The 18,363-nt window shown below is 62.8% G+C and carries 16 protein-coding genes; 9 read left to right on the top strand and 7 right to left on the bottom strand.

Annotated elements, in window-relative coordinates; all coding sequences use genetic code 11:
* A complete protein-coding gene (locus LMTR13_RS42635) occupies window positions 1–210 on the bottom strand; it encodes a GDCCVxC domain-containing (seleno)protein (protein WP_236843051.1) in 210 nt (69 codons plus the stop codon).
* 48 nt (window positions 211–258) lie between these two features.
* Window positions 259–663, bottom strand: a complete 405-nt coding sequence (locus tag LMTR13_RS22355; protein WP_065729706.1) for a four-helix bundle copper-binding protein — start codon at window positions 661–663, stop codon at window positions 259–261.
* A 266-nt stretch (window positions 664–929) separates the two neighbouring features.
* On the opposite strand from LMTR13_RS22355, the gene LMTR13_RS40940 reads away from it, so the two are divergent.
* From LMTR13_RS40940 to LMTR13_RS22325, 6 genes are all read left to right on the top strand, one after another.
* The gene (locus tag LMTR13_RS40940) at window positions 930–1,262 is read left to right on the top strand and encodes a hypothetical protein (protein ID WP_197520886.1); all 333 of its coding nucleotides are present in this window, start codon (window positions 930–932) and stop codon (window positions 1,260–1,262) included.
* A gap of 77 nt (window positions 1,263–1,339) precedes the next feature.
* A complete protein-coding gene (locus tag LMTR13_RS22345; protein WP_065732893.1) occupies window positions 1,340–1,747 on the top strand; it encodes a FixH family protein in 408 nt (135 codons plus the stop codon).
* Window positions 1,744–3,147, top strand: coding sequence for an efflux RND transporter periplasmic adaptor subunit (locus LMTR13_RS22340; RefSeq protein WP_065729705.1), 1,404 nt, complete (start codon window positions 1,744–1,746; stop codon window positions 3,145–3,147). Before LMTR13_RS22345 ends, LMTR13_RS22340 begins: the two co-directional genes overlap by 4 nt.
* A complete protein-coding gene (locus tag LMTR13_RS22335) occupies window positions 3,144–6,335 on the top strand; it encodes an efflux RND transporter permease subunit (protein ID WP_065729704.1) in 3,192 nt (1,063 codons plus the stop codon). The genes LMTR13_RS22340 and LMTR13_RS22335 overlap by 4 nt, the downstream gene beginning before the upstream one ends.
* An 8-nt stretch (window positions 6,336–6,343) precedes the next feature.
* Window positions 6,344–7,102 (top strand): c-type cytochrome, encoded by a 759-nt coding sequence (locus tag LMTR13_RS22330; protein WP_236843050.1) that lies wholly within the window; start codon window positions 6,344–6,346, stop codon window positions 7,100–7,102.
* A gap of 47 nt (window positions 7,103–7,149) precedes the next feature.
* Window positions 7,150–7,761 carry a class I SAM-dependent methyltransferase gene (locus tag LMTR13_RS22325; protein WP_065729703.1) on the top strand — a complete coding sequence of 204 codons (612 nt, stop codon included), beginning with the start codon at window positions 7,150–7,152 and terminating at the stop codon, window positions 7,759–7,761.
* A 5-nt stretch (window positions 7,762–7,766) separates the two neighbouring features.
* Here LMTR13_RS22325 and LMTR13_RS22320 read toward each other — a convergent pair whose 3' ends face one another.
* Window positions 7,767–9,875, bottom strand: a complete 2,109-nt coding sequence (locus LMTR13_RS22320) for a methyl-accepting chemotaxis protein (protein ID WP_065729702.1) — start codon at window positions 9,873–9,875, stop codon at window positions 7,767–7,769.
* 111 nt (window positions 9,876–9,986) lie between these two features.
* Window positions 9,987–10,172, bottom strand: coding sequence for a hypothetical protein (locus tag LMTR13_RS40935; protein WP_156795722.1), 186 nt, complete (start codon window positions 10,170–10,172; stop codon window positions 9,987–9,989).
* Between the two features lie 270 nt (window positions 10,173–10,442).
* Between LMTR13_RS40935 and LMTR13_RS22315 the strand changes: the two genes are divergently transcribed.
* From LMTR13_RS22315 to LMTR13_RS22305, 3 genes are all read left to right on the top strand, one after another.
* Window positions 10,443–11,549 (top strand): TRAP transporter substrate-binding protein, encoded by a 1,107-nt coding sequence (locus LMTR13_RS22315; RefSeq protein WP_065729701.1) that lies wholly within the window; start codon window positions 10,443–10,445, stop codon window positions 11,547–11,549.
* A gap of 101 nt (window positions 11,550–11,650) precedes the next feature.
* On the top strand, window positions 11,651–12,214 hold the full coding sequence (locus tag LMTR13_RS22310; RefSeq protein WP_065729700.1) for a TRAP transporter small permease subunit: 564 nt from the start codon (window positions 11,651–11,653) through the stop codon (window positions 12,212–12,214).
* The gene (locus LMTR13_RS22305; protein WP_065729699.1) at window positions 12,211–13,635 is read left to right on the top strand and encodes a TRAP transporter large permease; all 1,425 of its coding nucleotides are present in this window, start codon (window positions 12,211–12,213) and stop codon (window positions 13,633–13,635) included. Before LMTR13_RS22310 ends, LMTR13_RS22305 begins: the two co-directional genes overlap by 4 nt.
* Before the next feature lie 100 nt (window positions 13,636–13,735).
* Here the strand turns inward: LMTR13_RS22305 and ppx are convergent, their stop codons facing one another.
* From ppx to LMTR13_RS22290, 3 genes are all read right to left on the bottom strand, one after another.
* Window positions 13,736–15,238 (bottom strand): exopolyphosphatase, encoded by a 1,503-nt coding sequence (gene ppx, locus LMTR13_RS22300; RefSeq protein ID WP_065729698.1) that lies wholly within the window; start codon window positions 15,236–15,238, stop codon window positions 13,736–13,738.
* Window positions 15,239–15,250: 12 nt separating this feature from the next.
* Window positions 15,251–17,449 (bottom strand): RNA degradosome polyphosphate kinase, encoded by a 2,199-nt coding sequence (locus LMTR13_RS22295; protein WP_065732891.1) that lies wholly within the window; start codon window positions 17,447–17,449, stop codon window positions 15,251–15,253.
* A 143-nt stretch (window positions 17,450–17,592) separates the two neighbouring features.
* Complete coding sequence (locus tag LMTR13_RS22290) at window positions 17,593–18,270, bottom strand: P-loop NTPase family protein (protein ID WP_065729697.1); 678 nt, start codon at window positions 18,268–18,270, stop codon at window positions 17,593–17,595.
* Between the last annotated feature and the right edge of the window lie 93 nt (window positions 18,271–18,363).

Raw genomic sequence — 18,363 nt, 5'->3', positions numbered from 1 at the left:
TCACGTAGAGCATCCCGGCTTGCCCCCTTGTTGAACCGGCGGGCAAGCCACGGAGCCGAACGAGCAGAATACGCAGCAATCGCCGGGGAGCGGCTTGAGCCTCGCACCGCAACCCTTGCAGTCATAGAAGAACTGACATGAGTCCATCGGCATGCGCTCGATGGCCGTGTGATGGCATTGCGGACAGGTTACGGTCGACTCGAGTTGCATCAGCGGTTCGCGAGACTCAGAAGAGGCCGCCAGACTGTACCCTAGACTCTAATGCGCCATGCCGCGTGCCACTTCCTGGCAAGCTTCCATGCAGCGGCGGCAGCTTTCCGCACAGATGCGGCAATGTTCATGCATGGCGGCGTGCCGTTGGCATTCCTCCGCGCAAAGCCGGCAGGCGGCGGCGCAGACGCTGAGCATGCGGCGCATCACCTCGTCGTCGGAACCCGTCCTGCGGGTCATGATGCGTCCGGTGATATTGCAGATATCGGCGCAATCCATGTCCAGGCGAATGCACTGGGTCAGCTCCTGTACCATGCGCTCCGACAGGCAGGCGTCGGCGCAGGAGGTGCAGGTCTGGGCGCAGGAGTAGCATTCCTCGATGCAGCGGATCAGGGCGTCGCTGACCTGGCCCTGGACGGCCGGGTGGGTACCAATCATTTCACGGGCGTGCATGGCTGGGTTCCTTGCTGAGGACAGATCACCGCCGGGGCGGTCGCTAGCTCAAGTCGCGGCATTGAAAAATGTTCTGGGTAGCCGACTGGAATGGGTTCGAGGGCGCGGAAGAGTCTGATTCATCGCAATGCGATATCTGTCCGCTGGCATATGTTAAGGAAACCCGCGGTTTCGTGATGGAACTCTGCTTCCCATCATGGGCCGGGATATGCGAAACTGCACCTGTGAAATACTCGGTTCACCTTTGCCGGCTGCTGGCGATTTTTGTGATCGTCGGCCTCGTTATCGCCCCGCTTACGGCGCGGGCGAATACGGGCGCCATAGCACCAATGGCCATGACGGCGATGTCCGATGACACGGCCGCCATGTCCGATGACATGGCGTGCTGCCCCGAGAAATCGGCGCCGGTCGATTGCGATCAGTGTCCGTTGATGGCGCTCTGCGTATCGACGACGTTGCAGGCGCCGCTGCCGGCCGGCATTGCCGAAATCCAGCCTGTCACGCTTCGGATGCTGCTGCCCGGCAGCGATCCGGAAGTGGACAGCCTCGGGCATTCGCCTCCGCCAAAACCTCCCCGGTCCCTGGTCCTTTCGGCGTAACGCCGGAGTCTTGCGGCGCTTTGTGGCGTCCGCGCCATGCCGCCATGGCGGCTGACCAGTAGATCGAGGATACCATGATGAAGGCCATTCAGTTTTCGCGCGGCCTGCGGGTCGCGCTAAGCGGCGCCGCACTGACATGCGCCGCGACCGCCGCGCTCGCCGATATCAAGAACTACGAGTTCAAGCTCACCGAACCGACAGTGAAGACCGGTCGCGACAAGACCTTCGCCGTCAAGCTCATCGACAAGACCACCGGCAAGGCCGTTCCGGACGCCGTGATCTTTGCGACGCGCCTCGACATGGCGCCGGACGGCATGCAGGAGATGGCGACCGAACTGACCCGGCTCGAAGCGGCCGAAACCGGCACCTACCGCTTCAAGGCCGATTTCAGCATGGCCGGGCGCTGGCAATTGTCGCTCGGGGCAAAAGTGCAGGGCGAAACCGGCACGGTCGACAACAAGCTCGTCATTCAGGCCGACAAATGAACCGGTCAGCTCAGATTGCGATCGCTGCCGCCGTCACCGTTGCCGTGATCGCCGGTTTCCTCGCGCGTCCCTATCTCTGGCCGAGCAGCGAGACGACGCATGCCCACGTCACGGCCCAGGCGAGCGAAGCCTCGGGTGCCGCGATCTATTATCAGGATCCGGACGGCAAGCCGTTCTACTCGCTGACCCCGAAGAAGACGCCCGATGGCCGCGATTACCGCGCCGTTCCGCGGGGCGCCGACATCAGTTTTGACGATCCGTCGCAGGAAAGCGCGGCGGCTCCACCCGCCGACCGCAAGATCAAGTATTACCGCAATCCGATGGGCCTGCCGGACGTTTCGCCGACGCCAAAGAAGGATTCGATGGGGATGGACTACATCCCCGTCTATGAGGGCGAGGACAGCGACGACGGATCGGTCAAGGTGTCGCCGGGAAAGATCCAGCGCACCGGCGTCAAATCGGAGCCGGCCACCGCCCGCCCGATCCGGACGGTCGTGCGGGCGCCAGGCACGATCCAACTCGACGAGCGTCGAGTCTCAGTCATCGCGATGCGCGCGGAAACCTACCTGCAATCGGTTGCCGACGTCACGACTGGCTCCTTTGTCAAGAAGGGGCAGCCGCTGATGCAGGTCTACAGTCCGGCAGTTTCCAGTGCGGCCGCAGAGTTTGTGACGACGTTGACGTCCAGGACTACGGCGGGCGAACCGTCCTACGGACGCGGTTCACGGCAGCGGTTGATGAACCTTGACGTGCCCGAAGCGGTAATCAGCGAGGTCGAGAGAACGCGGGTCGTCCCGGTGACCGTCGCCTGGTCGGCCCCACGGGACGGCATCGTGCTGGAACGCAACGCCGTCCAGGGTATGCGAGCTCAACCGGGCGATGTGCTCTTCCGCGTTGCGGATACGTCGGTGGTCTGGGCGATAATCGACATAGCCGAGCGCGATCTCGGCTCGCTTGCCGTCGGACAAGGCGTTACCGTGCGCGCGCGCAGCTTCCCGGGGCGGGACTTCTCCGGAAAGATCTCTGTCATTTATCCGCAGGTCAACCGCGAGACACGGACAGCCCGCGTTCGGATCGAACTGGCAAATCCCGACCTCGCATTGCTGCCGGACATGTACGTGGATGCGGACGTCGAGATTGGCGGCGCGGAGCCTGTTTTGGCCGTTCCCGACAGTTCGGTGCTCGATACGGGAGCACGCCAGGTCGTTCTGGTGGACAAGGGCGAGGGACGATTCGAGCCCCGCGACGTCAAGATCGGCCGTCGGGGAGACGGACTGGTCGAAATCCGCAGCGGGCTGAAAGACGGCGAGCCCGTCGTCATCTCGGCCAATTTTCTAATCGATGCGGAAAGCAATCTGAAGGCGGCACTCAAGGGCTTTGCCGAGGGAGCTCAGCCATGATTGCCCGCTTGATCGCTTGGTCGGCTCGTAACCTCCTGCTGGTGCTATTCGGCAGCGGCTTCGCCGCTGCGGCCGGCATCTACGCGCTCGTCCATCTGCCGCTGGACGCCATTCCCGACCTCTCCGACACCCAGGTGATCGTCTACACGGAGTACCCGGGGCAGGCGCCGCAGGTGATCGAGGACCAGGTCACCTATCCGCTCACCACCGCGATGTTGACGGTGCCGAAATCGAAGGTGGTGCGCGGCTTTTCCTTCTTCGGCGTCTCCTTCGTCTACATCATCTTCGAGGATGGCACCGACATCTACTGGGCGCGCTCGCGGGTGCTGGAGTTTCTCAACAGCGCAGCTTCGCGACTGCCGTCCGGGGTGACGCCGACCATCGGTCCCGACGCGACCGGGGTGGGGTGGGTGTACCAATATGCGGTGATATCCAAGGAACTGAATCTCGCGGACACCCGCGCGATCCAGGACTGGAACCTGAAATTCGCGCTGGCGAAGGCCGAGGGCGTGGCCGAGGTCGCGAGCGTCGGCGGCTTCGTCAAGCAGTACAACGTGATACTCGACCCGCAGCGGATGCGCGATCGCGGCATCACCATGCAGAAGATGCGCGAGGCGATCCGCGCCTCCAATGCCGATGTGGGCGGCCGCACCGTCGAGCTCTCGGAGTTCGAATACGTGATCCGCGGGAAGGGGTACCTGAAGAGCATCAATGATCTCGGCAACATCGTGCTGAAGACCGACAACGGAACGCCGGTACTGTTGCGCGACGTTGCGCGCGTCGAGCTTGGCCCCGACGAGAGGCGCGGCATCGCCGAGCTCAACGGCGAGGGTGAGGTGGCGAGCGGCATCGTGCTGCAGCGCTTCGGCGTGAATGCGCTCGACGTCATCGAGAACGTCAAGAAGCGGTTCAAGGAAATCGTGACCAGCCTGCCGAAATCGGTCGAGATCGTCCCGGTCTACGACCGCTCGAACCTGATCTATGCCGCGATCGATACGCTAAAGCATACGCTGGTCGAGGAAAGCATCGTCGTTGCGCTGGTGTGCATCGTCTTCCTGCTGCATGTCCGTAGCGCGCTTGTCGCGATCCTGATGCTGCCGGTCGGCGTGCTGATGGCATTCGGCGCGATGAAGCTTCTGGGCTTAGGTTCCAACATCATGAGCCTCGGCGGCATCGCGATCGCAATCGGCGCCATGATCGACGCTGCGATCGTCATGATCGAGAACGCGCACAAACATCTCGAGCGCGCCGAGCCGGGCAAATCGCGCGTCGCAATCCTGATCGAGGCGGCCGCTGAGGTCGGCCCTGCGCTGTTCTTCAGCCTGTTGATCATCACCGTGTCGTTCATGCCGATCTTCACGCTGGAATCGCAGGAAGGCCGGCTGTTCAGTCCGCTCGCCTTCACCAAGACCTTTGCGATGGCAGCGGCAGCATTGCTTTCGATCACGCTGGTGCCGGCACTGATGGTGATCTTCATTCGCGGCAAGATCGTCCCCGAGCACAAGAACCCGATCAACCGCTTCCTGATCTGGATTTATAGACCCGTGATCAAGACCGTGTTGCGCGCCAAGACGCTGGTAGTCCTGCTTGCGCTTGGCGTGCTCGCTGCCTCTATCTGGCCGGCGCGCCAGCTCGGCACCGAGTTCATGCCCAACCTCAACGAAGGCACGCTGCTCTACATGCCGACGACCCTGCCGGGGATCTCGGTGACGAAGGCGTCCGAACTGATGCAGACGCAAGACCGGATCATCCGATCGTTTCCCGAGGTCGCCTCGGTCTACGGCAAGGCTGGACGGGCGGCGACGGCGACCGATCCGGCGCCGTCGGAAATGTTCGAGACGGTGGTCAATCTCAAGCCGAAGGAGCAGTGGCGCAAGGGCATGACGATCGACGCCCTGATCGCCGAAATGGACAAGGCGCTGCAGTTTCCAGGCGTTTCCAACGCCTGGACCATGCCAATCAAGGCGCGTATCGACATGCTCTCGACCGGCATCCGCACGCCGATTGGCGTGAAGGTCATGGGCACCGATCTCGCCGGAATCGAAACGCTCGCCAAACAGATCGAACAGGTGCTCAAAGCCGTCCCGGGCACGTCCTCGGCCTATGCCGAGCGCGGTCTCGGAGGCTACTACCTCGAGATCACGCCGAACCGCGAGGCGCTGGCGCGCTACGGCATCATGGTGCAGGACGTGCAGGACACCATCGCGACCGCACTCGGCGGCCAGACCGTGACCACGACCGTGGAGGGCCGCCAGCGCTTCTCTGTAAACATGCGCTACCCACGCGATCTCCGCGACAATCCGAAGGCGATCGCGAGCGACATCCTGGTGCCGATGCCGGCCGGCGGGGCGGTCCCGCTCGGCGAGGTCGCCAGCGTTACGCCGGCGCGCGGGCCAAGCTCGATCCGGACCGAGAACGGACAACTGGCGACTTACATCTATGTCGACATCCGCGACCGCGATCTTGGCGGCTACGTCGCCGAGGCGCAACGCGCGGTGCAGGCGAGCATTCAGTTTCCGCCTGGCTATTACGTCGTCTGGAGCGGCCAATATGAATATCTGGAGCGTGCGATCGCGCGGCTCAAGATCGTCGTACCGGTGACGCTGCTCATCATTTTCCTCCTGCTCTATCTCAATTTCCGCTCGGTAACCGAGACCATGATCGTCATGCTGTCGCTGCCGTTCGCGCTTGTCGGCGGGCTGTGGATGATGTGGTGGCTCGGCTTCAACCTCTCGGTCGCGGTCGCGGTCGGTTTCATCGCACTCGCCGGCGTCGCGGCCGAGACCGGCGTGGTCATGCTGATCTATCTCAATCAGGCGCTGGCCGAGATCACGAAGCTACGTCGGGTTCAGGGCCAGGCGCTGACGCGCAACGATCTCTATGCCGCCATCATGGAGGGCGCGGTCGAACGCGTGCGGCCAAAGATGATGACGGTGGTGGCCATCATGGCAGGCCTGCTCCCGATCATGTGGAGCACCGGCACCGGCTCGGAGATCATGCAGCGCATAGCGGTGCCGATGATCGGGGGCATGATCTCCTCGACATTGCTGACGCTGATCGTGATCCCGGCGGTATTCGGCATCCTCAAAGGCTTTGGGCTGCCCGGCGATCCCGAAAGCGGCAAGTCAGTCGAGGCGATTGCCAAGCCATCGAAGAAAGCCACACGCGTTGTGGAGCCAGCCGAATGAGGTGAACCATGACTTACGCAGCGATCTCCGGCACGATGCCGAGCTTCAGGTTGGCGGCTGCTTCGGCCCTTATGGCTGTTCTCAGCTTCTCTCCTCTCCAGGCGCAACAAGGCAATGCTGCTCGCGGCGAACGTAATTTCAGGGCCTGCGCAGCATGCCATTCGCTGGAGCGCGAGCGCAACATGACGGGACCGAGCCTTGCCGATCTGTGGGGACGCAAGGCAGGCACGCTGCCAAGCTTCGATCGCTTTTCTGATGCGTTGAAATCGTCCGGATTGACGTGGGATGACCGAACGCTCGATCAGTGGCTGACCGATCCGAAGCATCTCGTTCCGGGCAACGAGATGACCTTTGAAGGGATCGAGGAAGCTCGGGTCCGAGCAGACCTCCTGGCATTCCTGAAAGAAGCCACTAAACCCGGCGCAGCGCCGAGCCAAAGTGCGCAACGAGGCCAGAGGGGCGGCATGGGAGGGATGATGGGTGGTGGCATGATGGGCGGCGGCGCCGATCCAACTCTCAAGGCGCTTGAACCGGGCATTCAGGTCAAAACCATCAGTTATTGCCGCGACACCTATCGTGTCACCACGGCGGACGGCAAGATACGTGCGTTTTGGGAACGTAACTTGCGCTTCAGGACCGATTCCAGCAAAGATGGTCCTGTTCAAGACGCGCCGGCTCTATTGCCAGCGGGAATGATGGGCGATCGGGCGAGCGTGATCTTTTCGGCTCCTGAGGAGATCCTGAAATTTGTCGAGCGCCGTTGCTAGATTGTCAGACAGCCAATCTGTCGACGCCGCCCGAAGGGAAACCGGTCATGGGCTTCTACAACGATATTATTCTGCCGAGGATTTGCGATCTTGCGATGCGCAACAAGCAACTTCGGCCGTATCGCGAGCGGGTGATCGGCGCGGCCGAAGGTCGTGTGCTCGAGATCGGGATTGGGTCCGGCCGTAACTTGCCATTCTATCGGCCGCTGGTAACGGACCTCCTGGCGCTCGAGCCGGCCCCGAAGCTCATCGCAATGGCCCGCGAAGCTCCGCATCCGGGGACGCCGGTCAACTTCATCGAAGCTTCGGCGGAGGCTATTCCGCTCGATGACAGCAGCGTCGATACCGTTGTGACCACCTGGACCTTGTGCAGCATTCCGGATGCCGCCATGGCGCTCACCGAAATGCGTCGCGTGCTTCGCCCTGCCGGCAAGCTTTTATTCGTGGAGCACGGCATGGCGCCGGACAAGAACGTGAGGCGATGGCAGGACTGGCTGACGCCTGCCTGGCGATGCATCAGCGGCGGCTGTCACCTCAATCGACCGATCAGCACGATGATCGAAGCTGCAGGCTTCAGGATTGATCGGGTAGAGACCGGCTACATGCCTGGACCCAAAGCGATGACCTTCATGTACGAAGGCAGCGCCCGACCAAATTAGCCCGGCTATGCCGCGCGCACCTGGCTGAGAAACGCGTCGACCTGCTCGCGCAATTGTTGCGACTGCTGCGAGAGGTTGCCGGCGGCCGTCTCGACCTGGCTTGCCGCTGCGCCGGTGGCTGCCGCGCCCTCGGTGACGCCGCCGACATTGGCGGACACTTCCTGGGTGCCGGCCGCGGCCTGCTGCACATTGCGCGCGATCTCCTGGGTCGCCGCGCCCTGCTCTTCGATGGCGGAGGCAATCGTCGTTGCGATCTCGCTGATTTCGCCGATGGTTTTGCCGATCGCCTCGATCGAGACGACGGATTTCTGCGTGGCTCCCTGGATCGCTGATATCTGGGAGGCGATCTCCTCGGTGGCCTTCGACGTCTGCTCGGCGAGGCTCTTCACTTCGGCCGCGACGACGGCAAAGCCCCTGCCGCTCTCGCCCGCACGCGCCGCCTCAATGGTGGCGTTCAGCGCCAGCAGATTGGTTTGCGAAGCGATGTTGTTGATCAGTTTGACGATGTCGCCGATCCGCTGGGCCATGGCTGCGAGGCCCTGAATCTCGGCGTTGGTGCCTTGCGCTTCCTGCACGGCCTTTGCCGCGATCATCGCCGACTGGCTGACCTGCCGGCTGATTTCGGTGACGGAAGCGGACAATTCTTCCGTGGCGGTCGCCACCGTCTGCACGTTGCTCGACGTTTCCTGCGCGCCCGACGCCACGGCAGAGGCCTTGTTGGTATTTTCGGTTGCGACCGCTGCCATCCTTTCGGCAGTGGCGCGCATTTCGACGATCGATGCGGCGACGGCATCAAGCACGCTTGTCGCGCTCTGGTCGAAGCCTAAGGTCAGCGTCTCCATCACCTGTTGACGTTGCTCTTTCTTTTGCTGTTCCGGTCGCTGTTCGGCAGCCAGTGCGTTCGCGCTGACGGCATTGTCGCGGAACACCGCGACCGATCGCGCCATCTCGCCGACCTCGTCGGCCCGCGCCAGCGCCGGAACGTCGATCGACAGATCGCCGCCGGCAAGGCGCTGCATGGCGGCCGTCATGGCGGTCAAGGGGCGGATCACGCGGCGGGACAGCACCCAGATCGACACAATGCCGACGGCGGTGCCGAGCAATGTGACGAGCGCGACCAGGATGAGCTGCGTCCTTGCCGTTGCAGCCTTGGCTGCGGCATGCACGTTGGTGACTTCGACCGCAGCATCCTTGATCCTGACGATGGATTCCAGCGCCGGGTTGGACACTTCGTACCATTGCTGGACCGTCATCGGATAGCCGGCGCCCGCGATGCCTGCCTTGTAGACCGTATCGGTTTGAGCCTTGAAGTTGCCGAGGAAGTTTTGCTCCGCGACGGCAACTGCAGAGACAAGCGGCGACGCCGCACCGCCGGTTAGATCGCGTATCGCCTGCCAGTTCGACTGCACGTGGCCCCGCCAGTTGGCGATGTCGCGCTGCTGGTCGGCCGACAGCGCGCGGCCGGCCGAGATGTTGCCGGCATGAGCGGCGCGCTCGCGGCCGGCATATTCGCGCATCAGGAACGCGCTCTGCTTGACCATCGTAAGCTCGCCGACATTGGCGTCTTCCCTGCTGATCTCGCGCGAGGTTATGGTCCAGAGCGATTGAATCCGGGTCAGGAAGTCCGAAACAGTCGGGTACCAGGCCTTCAGCAATTCGGCATCGCGCTGTTCCTTCGCGGACTGAAGGGCGGAATCGGCGCTGCGGCGGAGCTGCTTGACGCGTTCATAGGCCCGCTCGACTTCGGCGATCAGCTTCTTGCCTTCCGGCGTCGCGGTGGCGGCAATCTTTTGGAGTGCCGGGGCGAGGACGGAATCGCCCTGCGAACGGCGCTTCTGGATCACTTCGCGCGTTTCCGCGTTTGCTGTGGCAGGCGCCTGCAGTGCGGTGTTGGTCTGGCCGCGTTCGAGCTGAATGCTCTCCAGTCCCTTGAGCAATTGATCGGCGTTTGCGTTCACCTCGGCAACGCGGACGGCGGCAATGTAGCTGCGCCAGGCATCTGCACCGGCAATGGCGCAAGAGATGAGGACCAGTACTGCGAGCACCCCGACGATGACGGCGAGGGTGGTCTTGACGGTGAGCGTGCCCGAAAGGGCCTCGCGCTTCGAATGCATGGGGATACCTTCTGGCTGGCGGCCCCCTGATGACGGCCTCTCTGTTACTACCAGCCGGCCGTTACCAAGCCGCTAATCGGAGCGCCGAGTTGCAGTGCCAAGGCTCTGTTTTTAAATCCATTTTGACAGTTTCTGATATTTGCTTGGACTCGTTACTTCCTTGAAGTTGCAGCCGCGGGCAAGGGTGGGGCGGCGTGTGGCGAGAGATGAAGACCTCAGCTTCGGACGATCGAGCCGGCGCGGCGACGGGCCGCGCCCGTTGCTTGAAGCGGCTGCCGACGCGACGAGATCGATCATGCTCAAACACCAGCGTCAGCTTGAACTGCGCGATAGCGCGGGCGGCGCCGCGTGTGGCGAGATCGATCCCTTCGCTGCAGCGCAGACACTTGGCCCCTCCACGTCTGGAGGTCGCGTAGCATGCCGGCGCTTGCTGCGGCCAGAAAGCAAGATGACAACTTAAGGCGATGGTGGCAGAATGGTGGCAGACGTGGTTTCAAGCTTGGCGACGAAGAAGAAGCGAAGAAAAGCGATCGCCAAGGTCACGTCGTCCAAGGGAGGAGATTGCTCATGAAACGCTTGTTTCTGGGACTAGTCGCCGTTGCCCTGATCGCATCGGCGTTTGTCGGATCCACCACTACAGTCGTGGCGCAGACGAAGGTGCTGAAGATGCAGGCCTCATGGCCGGCGTCGCTCACGCTCTATGATAACTTCACCTACTTCGCCGAGCGGGTGAACAAGCTATCGGACGGCAGCTTGAAGATCGAAGCGATGCCCGCCGGCCAGGTCGTACCCGCCTTCGAGGTGCTGGACGCGACCCACAAGAAGGTGCTCGACGGATCGCATGCGTGGGCCGGCTACTGGACCGGCAAGAACAAGACCGCGATTCTGTTCACCGGCGGTCCCGGCGGCACCTTCGGCATGGACTATATGGACGTGATGGGCTGGTTCTATCACGGCGGCGGCCTCGACCTTTACAACGAGTTCTATCAGAAAGAGCTCAAGCTCAACGTCGTCGTGTTCCCCATCCTGCCTGCAGGGCCGCAGGCGTTCGGTTGGTTCAAGAAGCCGATCCAGACGGTCGAGGACATGAAGGGCATGAAGTGCCGCCAGACCGGCATGGCCGGCGAAGTCTGGCAGGCACTCGGCTTCACGGTGGTCAACATGCCCGGCGGCGAAATCATTCCCTCCGCACAGCGCGGCGTGATCGATTGCGCGGAGTGGGTCGGCGGCATCGAGGACATGCAGCTCGGCTTCCACAACGTCTGGAAATACCACTATTCGCCCGGTTTGCATGAGAACGTGACGGTCGGAGAAATCGTGATCAACGGCGATGTGTGGAAGGAGCTCAGCACTCAGCACCAGGAGATCATCAAGTCGGCGGCCAATGAGACATTCCTCGTCTGGTGGACCAAGTGGCAGCGCCAGAACGCCGATGCGCTGATTGAGATGCAGCAGAAACACGGCGTACAAATCCTGCGCACGCCGACCGAGATCCTGCTGACCTTCATCAAGAAGTGGGACGAGATCGCGGCGGCCGAGAGCGCCAAGAACCCGTTCTTCAAGAAGGTGCACGACTCGCAGAAGGCCTATGCCAGCGCCGTGGTGCCGTACAAGCGGTCCTATTTCCCGCCATACTCCTTCATGGCGAACTACTACTTCCCCGTCGAGAAATAGGGCTTCGTCCGAGGGCGGCCGGTTCGGCCGCCCTCCATTCACGCGCAGCCGGCCTGCGCCGCGCCGCAAGGCGCGTCGCACCGAACCATCGGCGGGTAGGAATGGCTGAGACAACAGACAGGCAGTCGCCGGCGCTGCTGGCCATGATCCGAATCATCGACGGCTTCACCGACCGGACCGGGACGATCATCTCGTGGCTGTCGGTGCCGCTTGTTCTGGCCGTCGCCTACGAGGTTACAGCGCGTTATTTGTTCAACGCGCCGACTGTATGGGCCTACGACGCAACCTACATGCTCTACGGCTCGCTGTTCATGCTCGGCGCCGCTTATGCGCTGCACAAGGGCGCGCATATCCGCACCGACTTCTTCTGGGAGAAGTTCTCCATCCGCAAGAAGGGCTGGATCGATACGATCTCCTATATCGTCTTCTTCTTCCCGAGCCTGATCATGCTGTTGCTGATCAGCTGGACCGAATTTCACTACGCCTTTCAGATCAACGAGATGTCGGACCAGACACCTTGGCGGCCAATCCTGTGGCCGTTCAAGTTCGTCGTGCCGCTCGCCTGCTTCTTGCTGCTCGTCCAGGGCGTGTCCGAGTTGATCAAGAGCATCTACATGATGCGCACCGGTGTCGAACTCGAGCATAAGGAGAAGGTCGAGGTATGACCGCAGAAGCGCTCATCGGCCTCATCATGCTTCTGGTCTTGCTCGGAGCGATCTTCATCGGCGTGCCGATCTCGTTCACGTTGCTGTTTCTCGCATTTGCGTTCGGCTACTTGGGAATCGGCGCGACGGTCTTCGATCTGGCCTACTTCCAGACCATCGGCCTGATGAAGGAGGAACTCCTGGCCGCCGTGCCGCTGTTCATCTTCATGGGCTTCATCACCGAGCAGGCGGGCCTCATGGAGCGCCTTTTTACGGCGTTCCGCATGCTGCTTGCGCCGGTGCGCGGCGCGCTCTTCCTCGTCGTCATCCTGACTTCGACCGTGTTCGCGATGGCGACGGGCATCGTTGGCGCAGCCGTCACCGTTCTTGGCATCATGGCCTCGCCGGTTATGATGAAGGCGGGTTATGACGCCAAGCTGTCAGCGGGCACCATCACGGCGGGCGGCACGCTCGGCATTCTCATTCCCCCGTCGGTGATGCTGATCGTAATGGGGCCGGTGCTCGGGGTGTCGGTCGCCGATCTGTATGCCGCAGCCCTTGGGCCGGGCTTCCTGCTGGCCGGCGCCTACATCGGCTACCTGATGGGCCGCGCCTTCATGAACCCCAAACTCGGGCCGCCGGTGCCGAGGGAGGAGCGGATCCACTCGGCGGGGCACATTGCGCGCGAGGTGATCATCGGCACGCTGCCCCTGCTCGGGCTCATCACGGCGACGCTCGGCTCGATCATCGGGGGGCTTGCGACGCCGACGGAGGCCGCCGGCATCGGCAGCGTCGGCGCGCTGATCCTGGCCATCGCCTATGGCAGGTTCTCGCTCAGCGGACTGCAGCGAGCGCTGATCTCGACAATGGCGACGTCGAGCATGGTGCTGCTGCTGGCGGTCACGTCGAACATTTTCGGTGCGGTGTTCGCTCGCCTCGGCTCAGCGAACTGGATCACCGAGACGATGCTCGGCTTCGAGTTGCCGCCTAGCCTCATGCTGATTGTCGTGCTCCTACTCATTTTCCTGCTGGGTTGGCCGTTTGAGTGGCCAGCCATCATCCTGGTGTTCCTGCCGATCTTCTACCCCGTCGTGAAGGGAATGGGCATCGACCTCATATGGTTCGGAGCGCTGGTTGCGGTGGTGCTGCAGACCGCCTTTCTGTCGCCGCCGGTCGCCATGTCAGCGTACTATCTCAGGCAGGTGGTCAGGGGCTGGAGTCTCGCGACGATCTACGCCGGCATGTTCCAGTTCATGATCCTGCAGGTGATCTGCGTCGGGCTTATGATCGCTTTCCCCAGCATTGCGACCTGGTTTCCGGAGACGCTGCACGAGGCATCGCGCAGTCAGGTCATCCCCGAGGAGTACAAGAAAATCCTGGAACAGCAGAGGCGGGCACCGTCCCTGGAGGACGAAGACTGGCTGATACCAAAAAAGAAGTAGCCGGCGTTGTTGCGTGCTGGTTGAGGTCCGCCGCTCTAGCTAGAAGCAAGCTGTGGCGGAAGGGCGATAAGCGGAAGGCGTGTTGTGAACGCTGCCTTTCTTACTTCCGCACAATCGAACCGGCGCGCCCGACGAGCCTCGCCAGTTGCTTGAAGCGGCTGCCGACGCGGTCGGCGACGAGATCGACCATGCGATGCTCGAACACCAGCATCAGCTTGCGGCCCTGATTGCGGAAATGCGTCGCGGGCAGCACGCCGGTGCGCGCCGCCGATATCAGGTGCGCGACCCGGAACGCCGCGCCAAGAAGGCGGGCGCGCTCATCCATTGCCGGCGGCACCAGTCCGCGGACGCGCTCCGGCGGCTCGTTCTCTTCGCTGAGACCTGCGTAGCGATAGAACACCGACAGCGCGACAAAGGCGCGGCCTTGATGGCTGATCGAACCGAAATTGCCGTTGGTGATCAGGCTCAGCGTTTCCTCGCCGCGGTGGTCGGGATGCACCCGCCAGCCGATATCGGAAAGCAGGCAGGCAGCGTGGCGCAGGCGGCGGTCTTCCTCGGTCTCGCGCAGCTTTACCACCCGCGCCAGACGATCGGTCCAGGCAACAAGCTCTTCGGCGTGGCGCGCGGAACGTGACAGGAGCCCGTTCAGGGTTTGGGCGGCGCAAATAAAACCGTCCCTGGCGCGCTCCTGCGGCGGCAGCATCTCGTAGAGCAGGCCTTCGCGCACGCCGAAGGTCGAGAACACGATCGTCTTCGGCCGGCCGACGCGGATGATGTATTCGAGCACCAGCGCCGCATAGGTCAGGAGCGGACGCCGGGCGTCCGCAACCACTTCGATATCGGCGAGCATGTTGGCCGCGGCCAGCCGGCGCAGGCGGCGGGCGAAATCGAGCGCTTCGGCGGCAGGTATCGAATAGCCGTGCATCACGCGCAGCGGATAGCCGCTCTGGATGATGTGGATACGCGCGAGCGCGCGCCAGGTGCCGCCGACCGCATAGAAGGTGCGGCCATGGCCGGCCTTGAGCTGGGCGACGTCGGACAGATCGTCCCGAACGATGCGTTCGGCGCGCTTCAAGGATTTGTCCGAGAGATCCTGCAGGGCCAGGCTTCCGAGCGGCAGTGTGACACCGCTGTGGACACGGTTCTTCTGCACGTCGATCAGTTCGAGCGAACCGCCGCCGAGATCGCCGACGATGCCGTCGGGATTGTGGATGCCGGAGATGACGCCGAGCGCGGACAGTTTTGCTTCGCGTGGGCCGGACAGGATCTGAATCGGCGTGCCGCAGATGCGCTCCGCCTTGGCGATGAAGTCGGGACCGTTCTTGGCGTCCCGGCAGGCGGCGGTGGCGATAGCAAAGACGCGGCCTACCTGCTGGATGCGGCACAGCGCGCGAAATCGCCGTAGCGCCGTCAGCGCCTTGCCAACCGCGTCCTCGGCCAACAGGCCGGTGCTCTGCACCTCGCGGCCGAGCCCGCACAGCGCCTTCTCGTTGAAGATGGTGACGAGGCTGCGCGCCATCGTCTCATAGACGACGAGACGAACAGAGTTCGAACCGATGTCGATGACGGCGACGCTGGAAGCGCGCTTGCGCGGCCGCTTCACAGCGGCGCTCCCTTATGACGATTGCTGACGCTCGGTACGGCGCGTGAGGCGGCGCGGCGAAGATTCCTTGAGAGACTTTCCACGTCCAGACAGGCTCGGATTCGTCATGAAATAGTTATGCAGGTTGAACGGCTCTTCGCCTTTCGCGGCCTTCATACGCGTTGACGACCCATCCGGCAACAATTGCCAGCTCTGCTCGGTATCCTTCAGGTTCGCGACCATGATCTGTTCGAGAACCTGCTGATGTACCGTGGGATTTTGCAATGGACAGAGCACTTCGACGCGCCGGTCGAGGTTTCGCGGCATCATGTCGGCAGACGAGATATACACAGCCGCCTTCGGGCCAGGCAGGCCTTGCCCCATGCCAAAGCAGTAGATTCGGCCGTGCTCCAGGAAGCGGCCGATAATCGATTTGACGCGGATGTTCTCGGAAAGTCCTGGAATGCCCGGCCGCAGGCAGCAGATGCCGCGCACCACCAGTTCGATCGACACACCGGCCTGCGAAGCCTCGTACAGGGCGTCGATGACATCAGGATCGACCAGCGAATTCATCTTCATCCAGATCGCTGCCGGCTTGCCGTGCCGGGCGTGATTGGACTCGCCTCTGATGTGTTCGACGATGCGCTTGCGCAATGTCAGCGGCGACACCGCCATCCGCTCGATGTCGCTCGGCTCTGCATAGCCGGTGATGTAGTTGAACACCCGCGCCGCGTCGCGGCCGATGATCGGGTCCGACGTGAAATAGGAGAGGTCCGTATAGATGCGCGCGGTGACCGGATGATAATTGCCGGTGCCGGTATGCACATAGGTGGTCAGGTTACCGCCCTCGCGTCGCACCACCATGGACAGCTTGGCGTGCGTCTTCAGTTCGAGAAAGCCGTACACGACCTGCACGCCGGCGCGTTCAAGGTCGCGCGCCCAGCGGATGTTGGCTTCCTCGTCGAACCGCGCCTTCAGCTCAATCAGCGCCGTCACCGACTTGCCGGCTTCCGCGGCCTCGGCCAGCGCGCGCACGATCGGTGAGTTGTTCGAGGTGCGGTAGAGCGTCTGCTTGATGGCGACGACATCGGGATCGCGCGCCGCCTGCTGCAGGAATTGCACGACGACGTCGAAGGATTCGTAAGGGTGATGGACGATCAGGTCCTTTTGCCGGATCGCCGCGAAGATGTCGCCGCCATGGTCGCGCACCCGCTCGGGATGGCGCGGCACATAGGGCGTGAATTCGAGGTCGGGCCGGTCGAGCCGTGTGAGCTGCGAGAGCTCGTTCATCGCCAGCACGCCGTCGACCAGGAACACCTCGTCGTCGGCGGCGGAAAGCGCCTGCTGCACGAAGGCGCGCAGCGCTTCCGGCATCTTGGCTTCCATTTCCAGCCGGATCACCGAACCGCGCCGCCGCCGCTTCAGCGCGGTTTCGAACAGGCGGACCAGATCTTCGGCCTCTTCCTCGATTTCGAGTTCGGAGTCCCTGATGATGCGGAAGGCGCCCTGGCCCTTGACGGTGTAGCCGGGGAACAGGCGGCCGATGAAGAGGCCGGTGGCCTGTTCCAGCGGAATCAGGTGGACCGCGCCGTCCTTGCCCGCGGGCATGCGGATGAAGCGGTCGATCTTGCCGGGCATGCGGATCAGCGCGTTCATCGCCTTGCCGTCAGACGTCCGCATCAATTGCAGGGCGATGGTGAAGCCGAGGCTCGGGATGAACGGGAAGGGATGCGCCGGATCGATCGCGAGCGGCGTCAAAAGCGGAAAGATGCTGTGGAGGAAATGATCCTCCAGCCAGCTTCGCTCCGCCTTGGTGAAGTCATGGCCGTCGATCAGTTTGATGCCGCTCTCCGACAATGTATTGCGGAGATCGCGCCAGATCGCCTGCTGGTCGGAGGCCAGTTCCGAGACCGTCCTGTTGATGAGGGCGAGCTGTTCGGCAGGGGTCAGGCCGTCGGGGCTGCGTTCGGCAATGCCTTCACGGACCTGCGCCTTGATGCCGGCGACGCGGACCATGAAGAACTCATCAAGGTTATTGGCTGAAATCGACAGGAACCGCACCCGTTCCAGCAACGGATGGCCCGGATTGACCGATTCCTCGAGCACCCGGCGGTTGAAATGCAGCCAAGACAGTTCCCGATTGATGAATCGCTCGGGGCTCGCGGCGATTGAGGGCGGAGCCTCGGCAATCGGCTCTTTTTCTTTTATTTCAACAGCTTGTACCAATTCCATAAGGCTTTGATCCATCGCGGGCAAGGCAGCCCGACTTTAAGCGAATGCGGCCTACAACATGTGATACGCCGATGACGTTTCAATGACATTGATGTTCCGCCCATCGCCGGCGTCAAGGCGGCAGGACGCAGCAGGACTGCCGATCAGCCGTTTCGCAGGAGTTCCGCGGCCAGCGCCCGGGTCACCGGCCGGCCGAGCCGCAACGCCTCGGTATCCAGGAGCTCGACCGCTTGGCGGGCGGCGGCATAGGAGCGCTCGATTCGGCTGGCGAGGTAGCTCACCACCGTCTCGTCGATGCTCAATTGGCGGTCTGCGCAGAATTTGATGATCAGGCTACGAAACAGCAAGTCATCCGGCGGCAATAGCGATACCACGGGTGCGGCGCGCAGCCGCGACCGGAGATCGCGCAGTTCGATCTCGAACGCCGCCGGTGCAACGCGCCCCGTGATCAATACGAAGGCCTCGTCCTCGCGCGCCAGGTTCAGGAGGTGAAACAAGGCGCGTTCGTCGAAATCGGCCGGCCTCAGGTCTTCGACCACCAGAGCGCCAGTGGCGAGTGCGCCGGGAACCGCAGCGGCGGTAAGCGCATGCGCCGAGATCGAGCGCGCGCCCGCCTGTTCGGCCCAGATCGCGGCTAGATGGCTCTTGCCGGAGCCCTCCGGCCCCGCCAGCAGCATGATGCGGTTCGGCCAGTCGGGCCAGCTTTCGATCAGCGAGAGCGCGGCTTCATTGGCCGGACCTTCGAGGAAATTGTCGCGGGTCAGGCTCTCCGCATGTGGCAGCGCAAAGGCAAGCTGACGAGGTTGAACGCGAACTGCCACGCAAATCTCCAGACCGGGATGCTGCGGCCTTCATAGCGTTTTCAAGCGAACTGAACACCGGTTCGCGCGAAGAAAAGCGCATCAAACTAAGAG

The sequence above is a fragment of the Bradyrhizobium icense genome, from assembly GCF_001693385.1.
GTDB lineage: Bacteria > Pseudomonadota > Alphaproteobacteria > Rhizobiales > Xanthobacteraceae > Bradyrhizobium > Bradyrhizobium icense.
The sequence above is the reverse complement of the archived record's forward strand: the minus strand, read 5'-3'. Positions and strand labels throughout refer to the sequence as shown.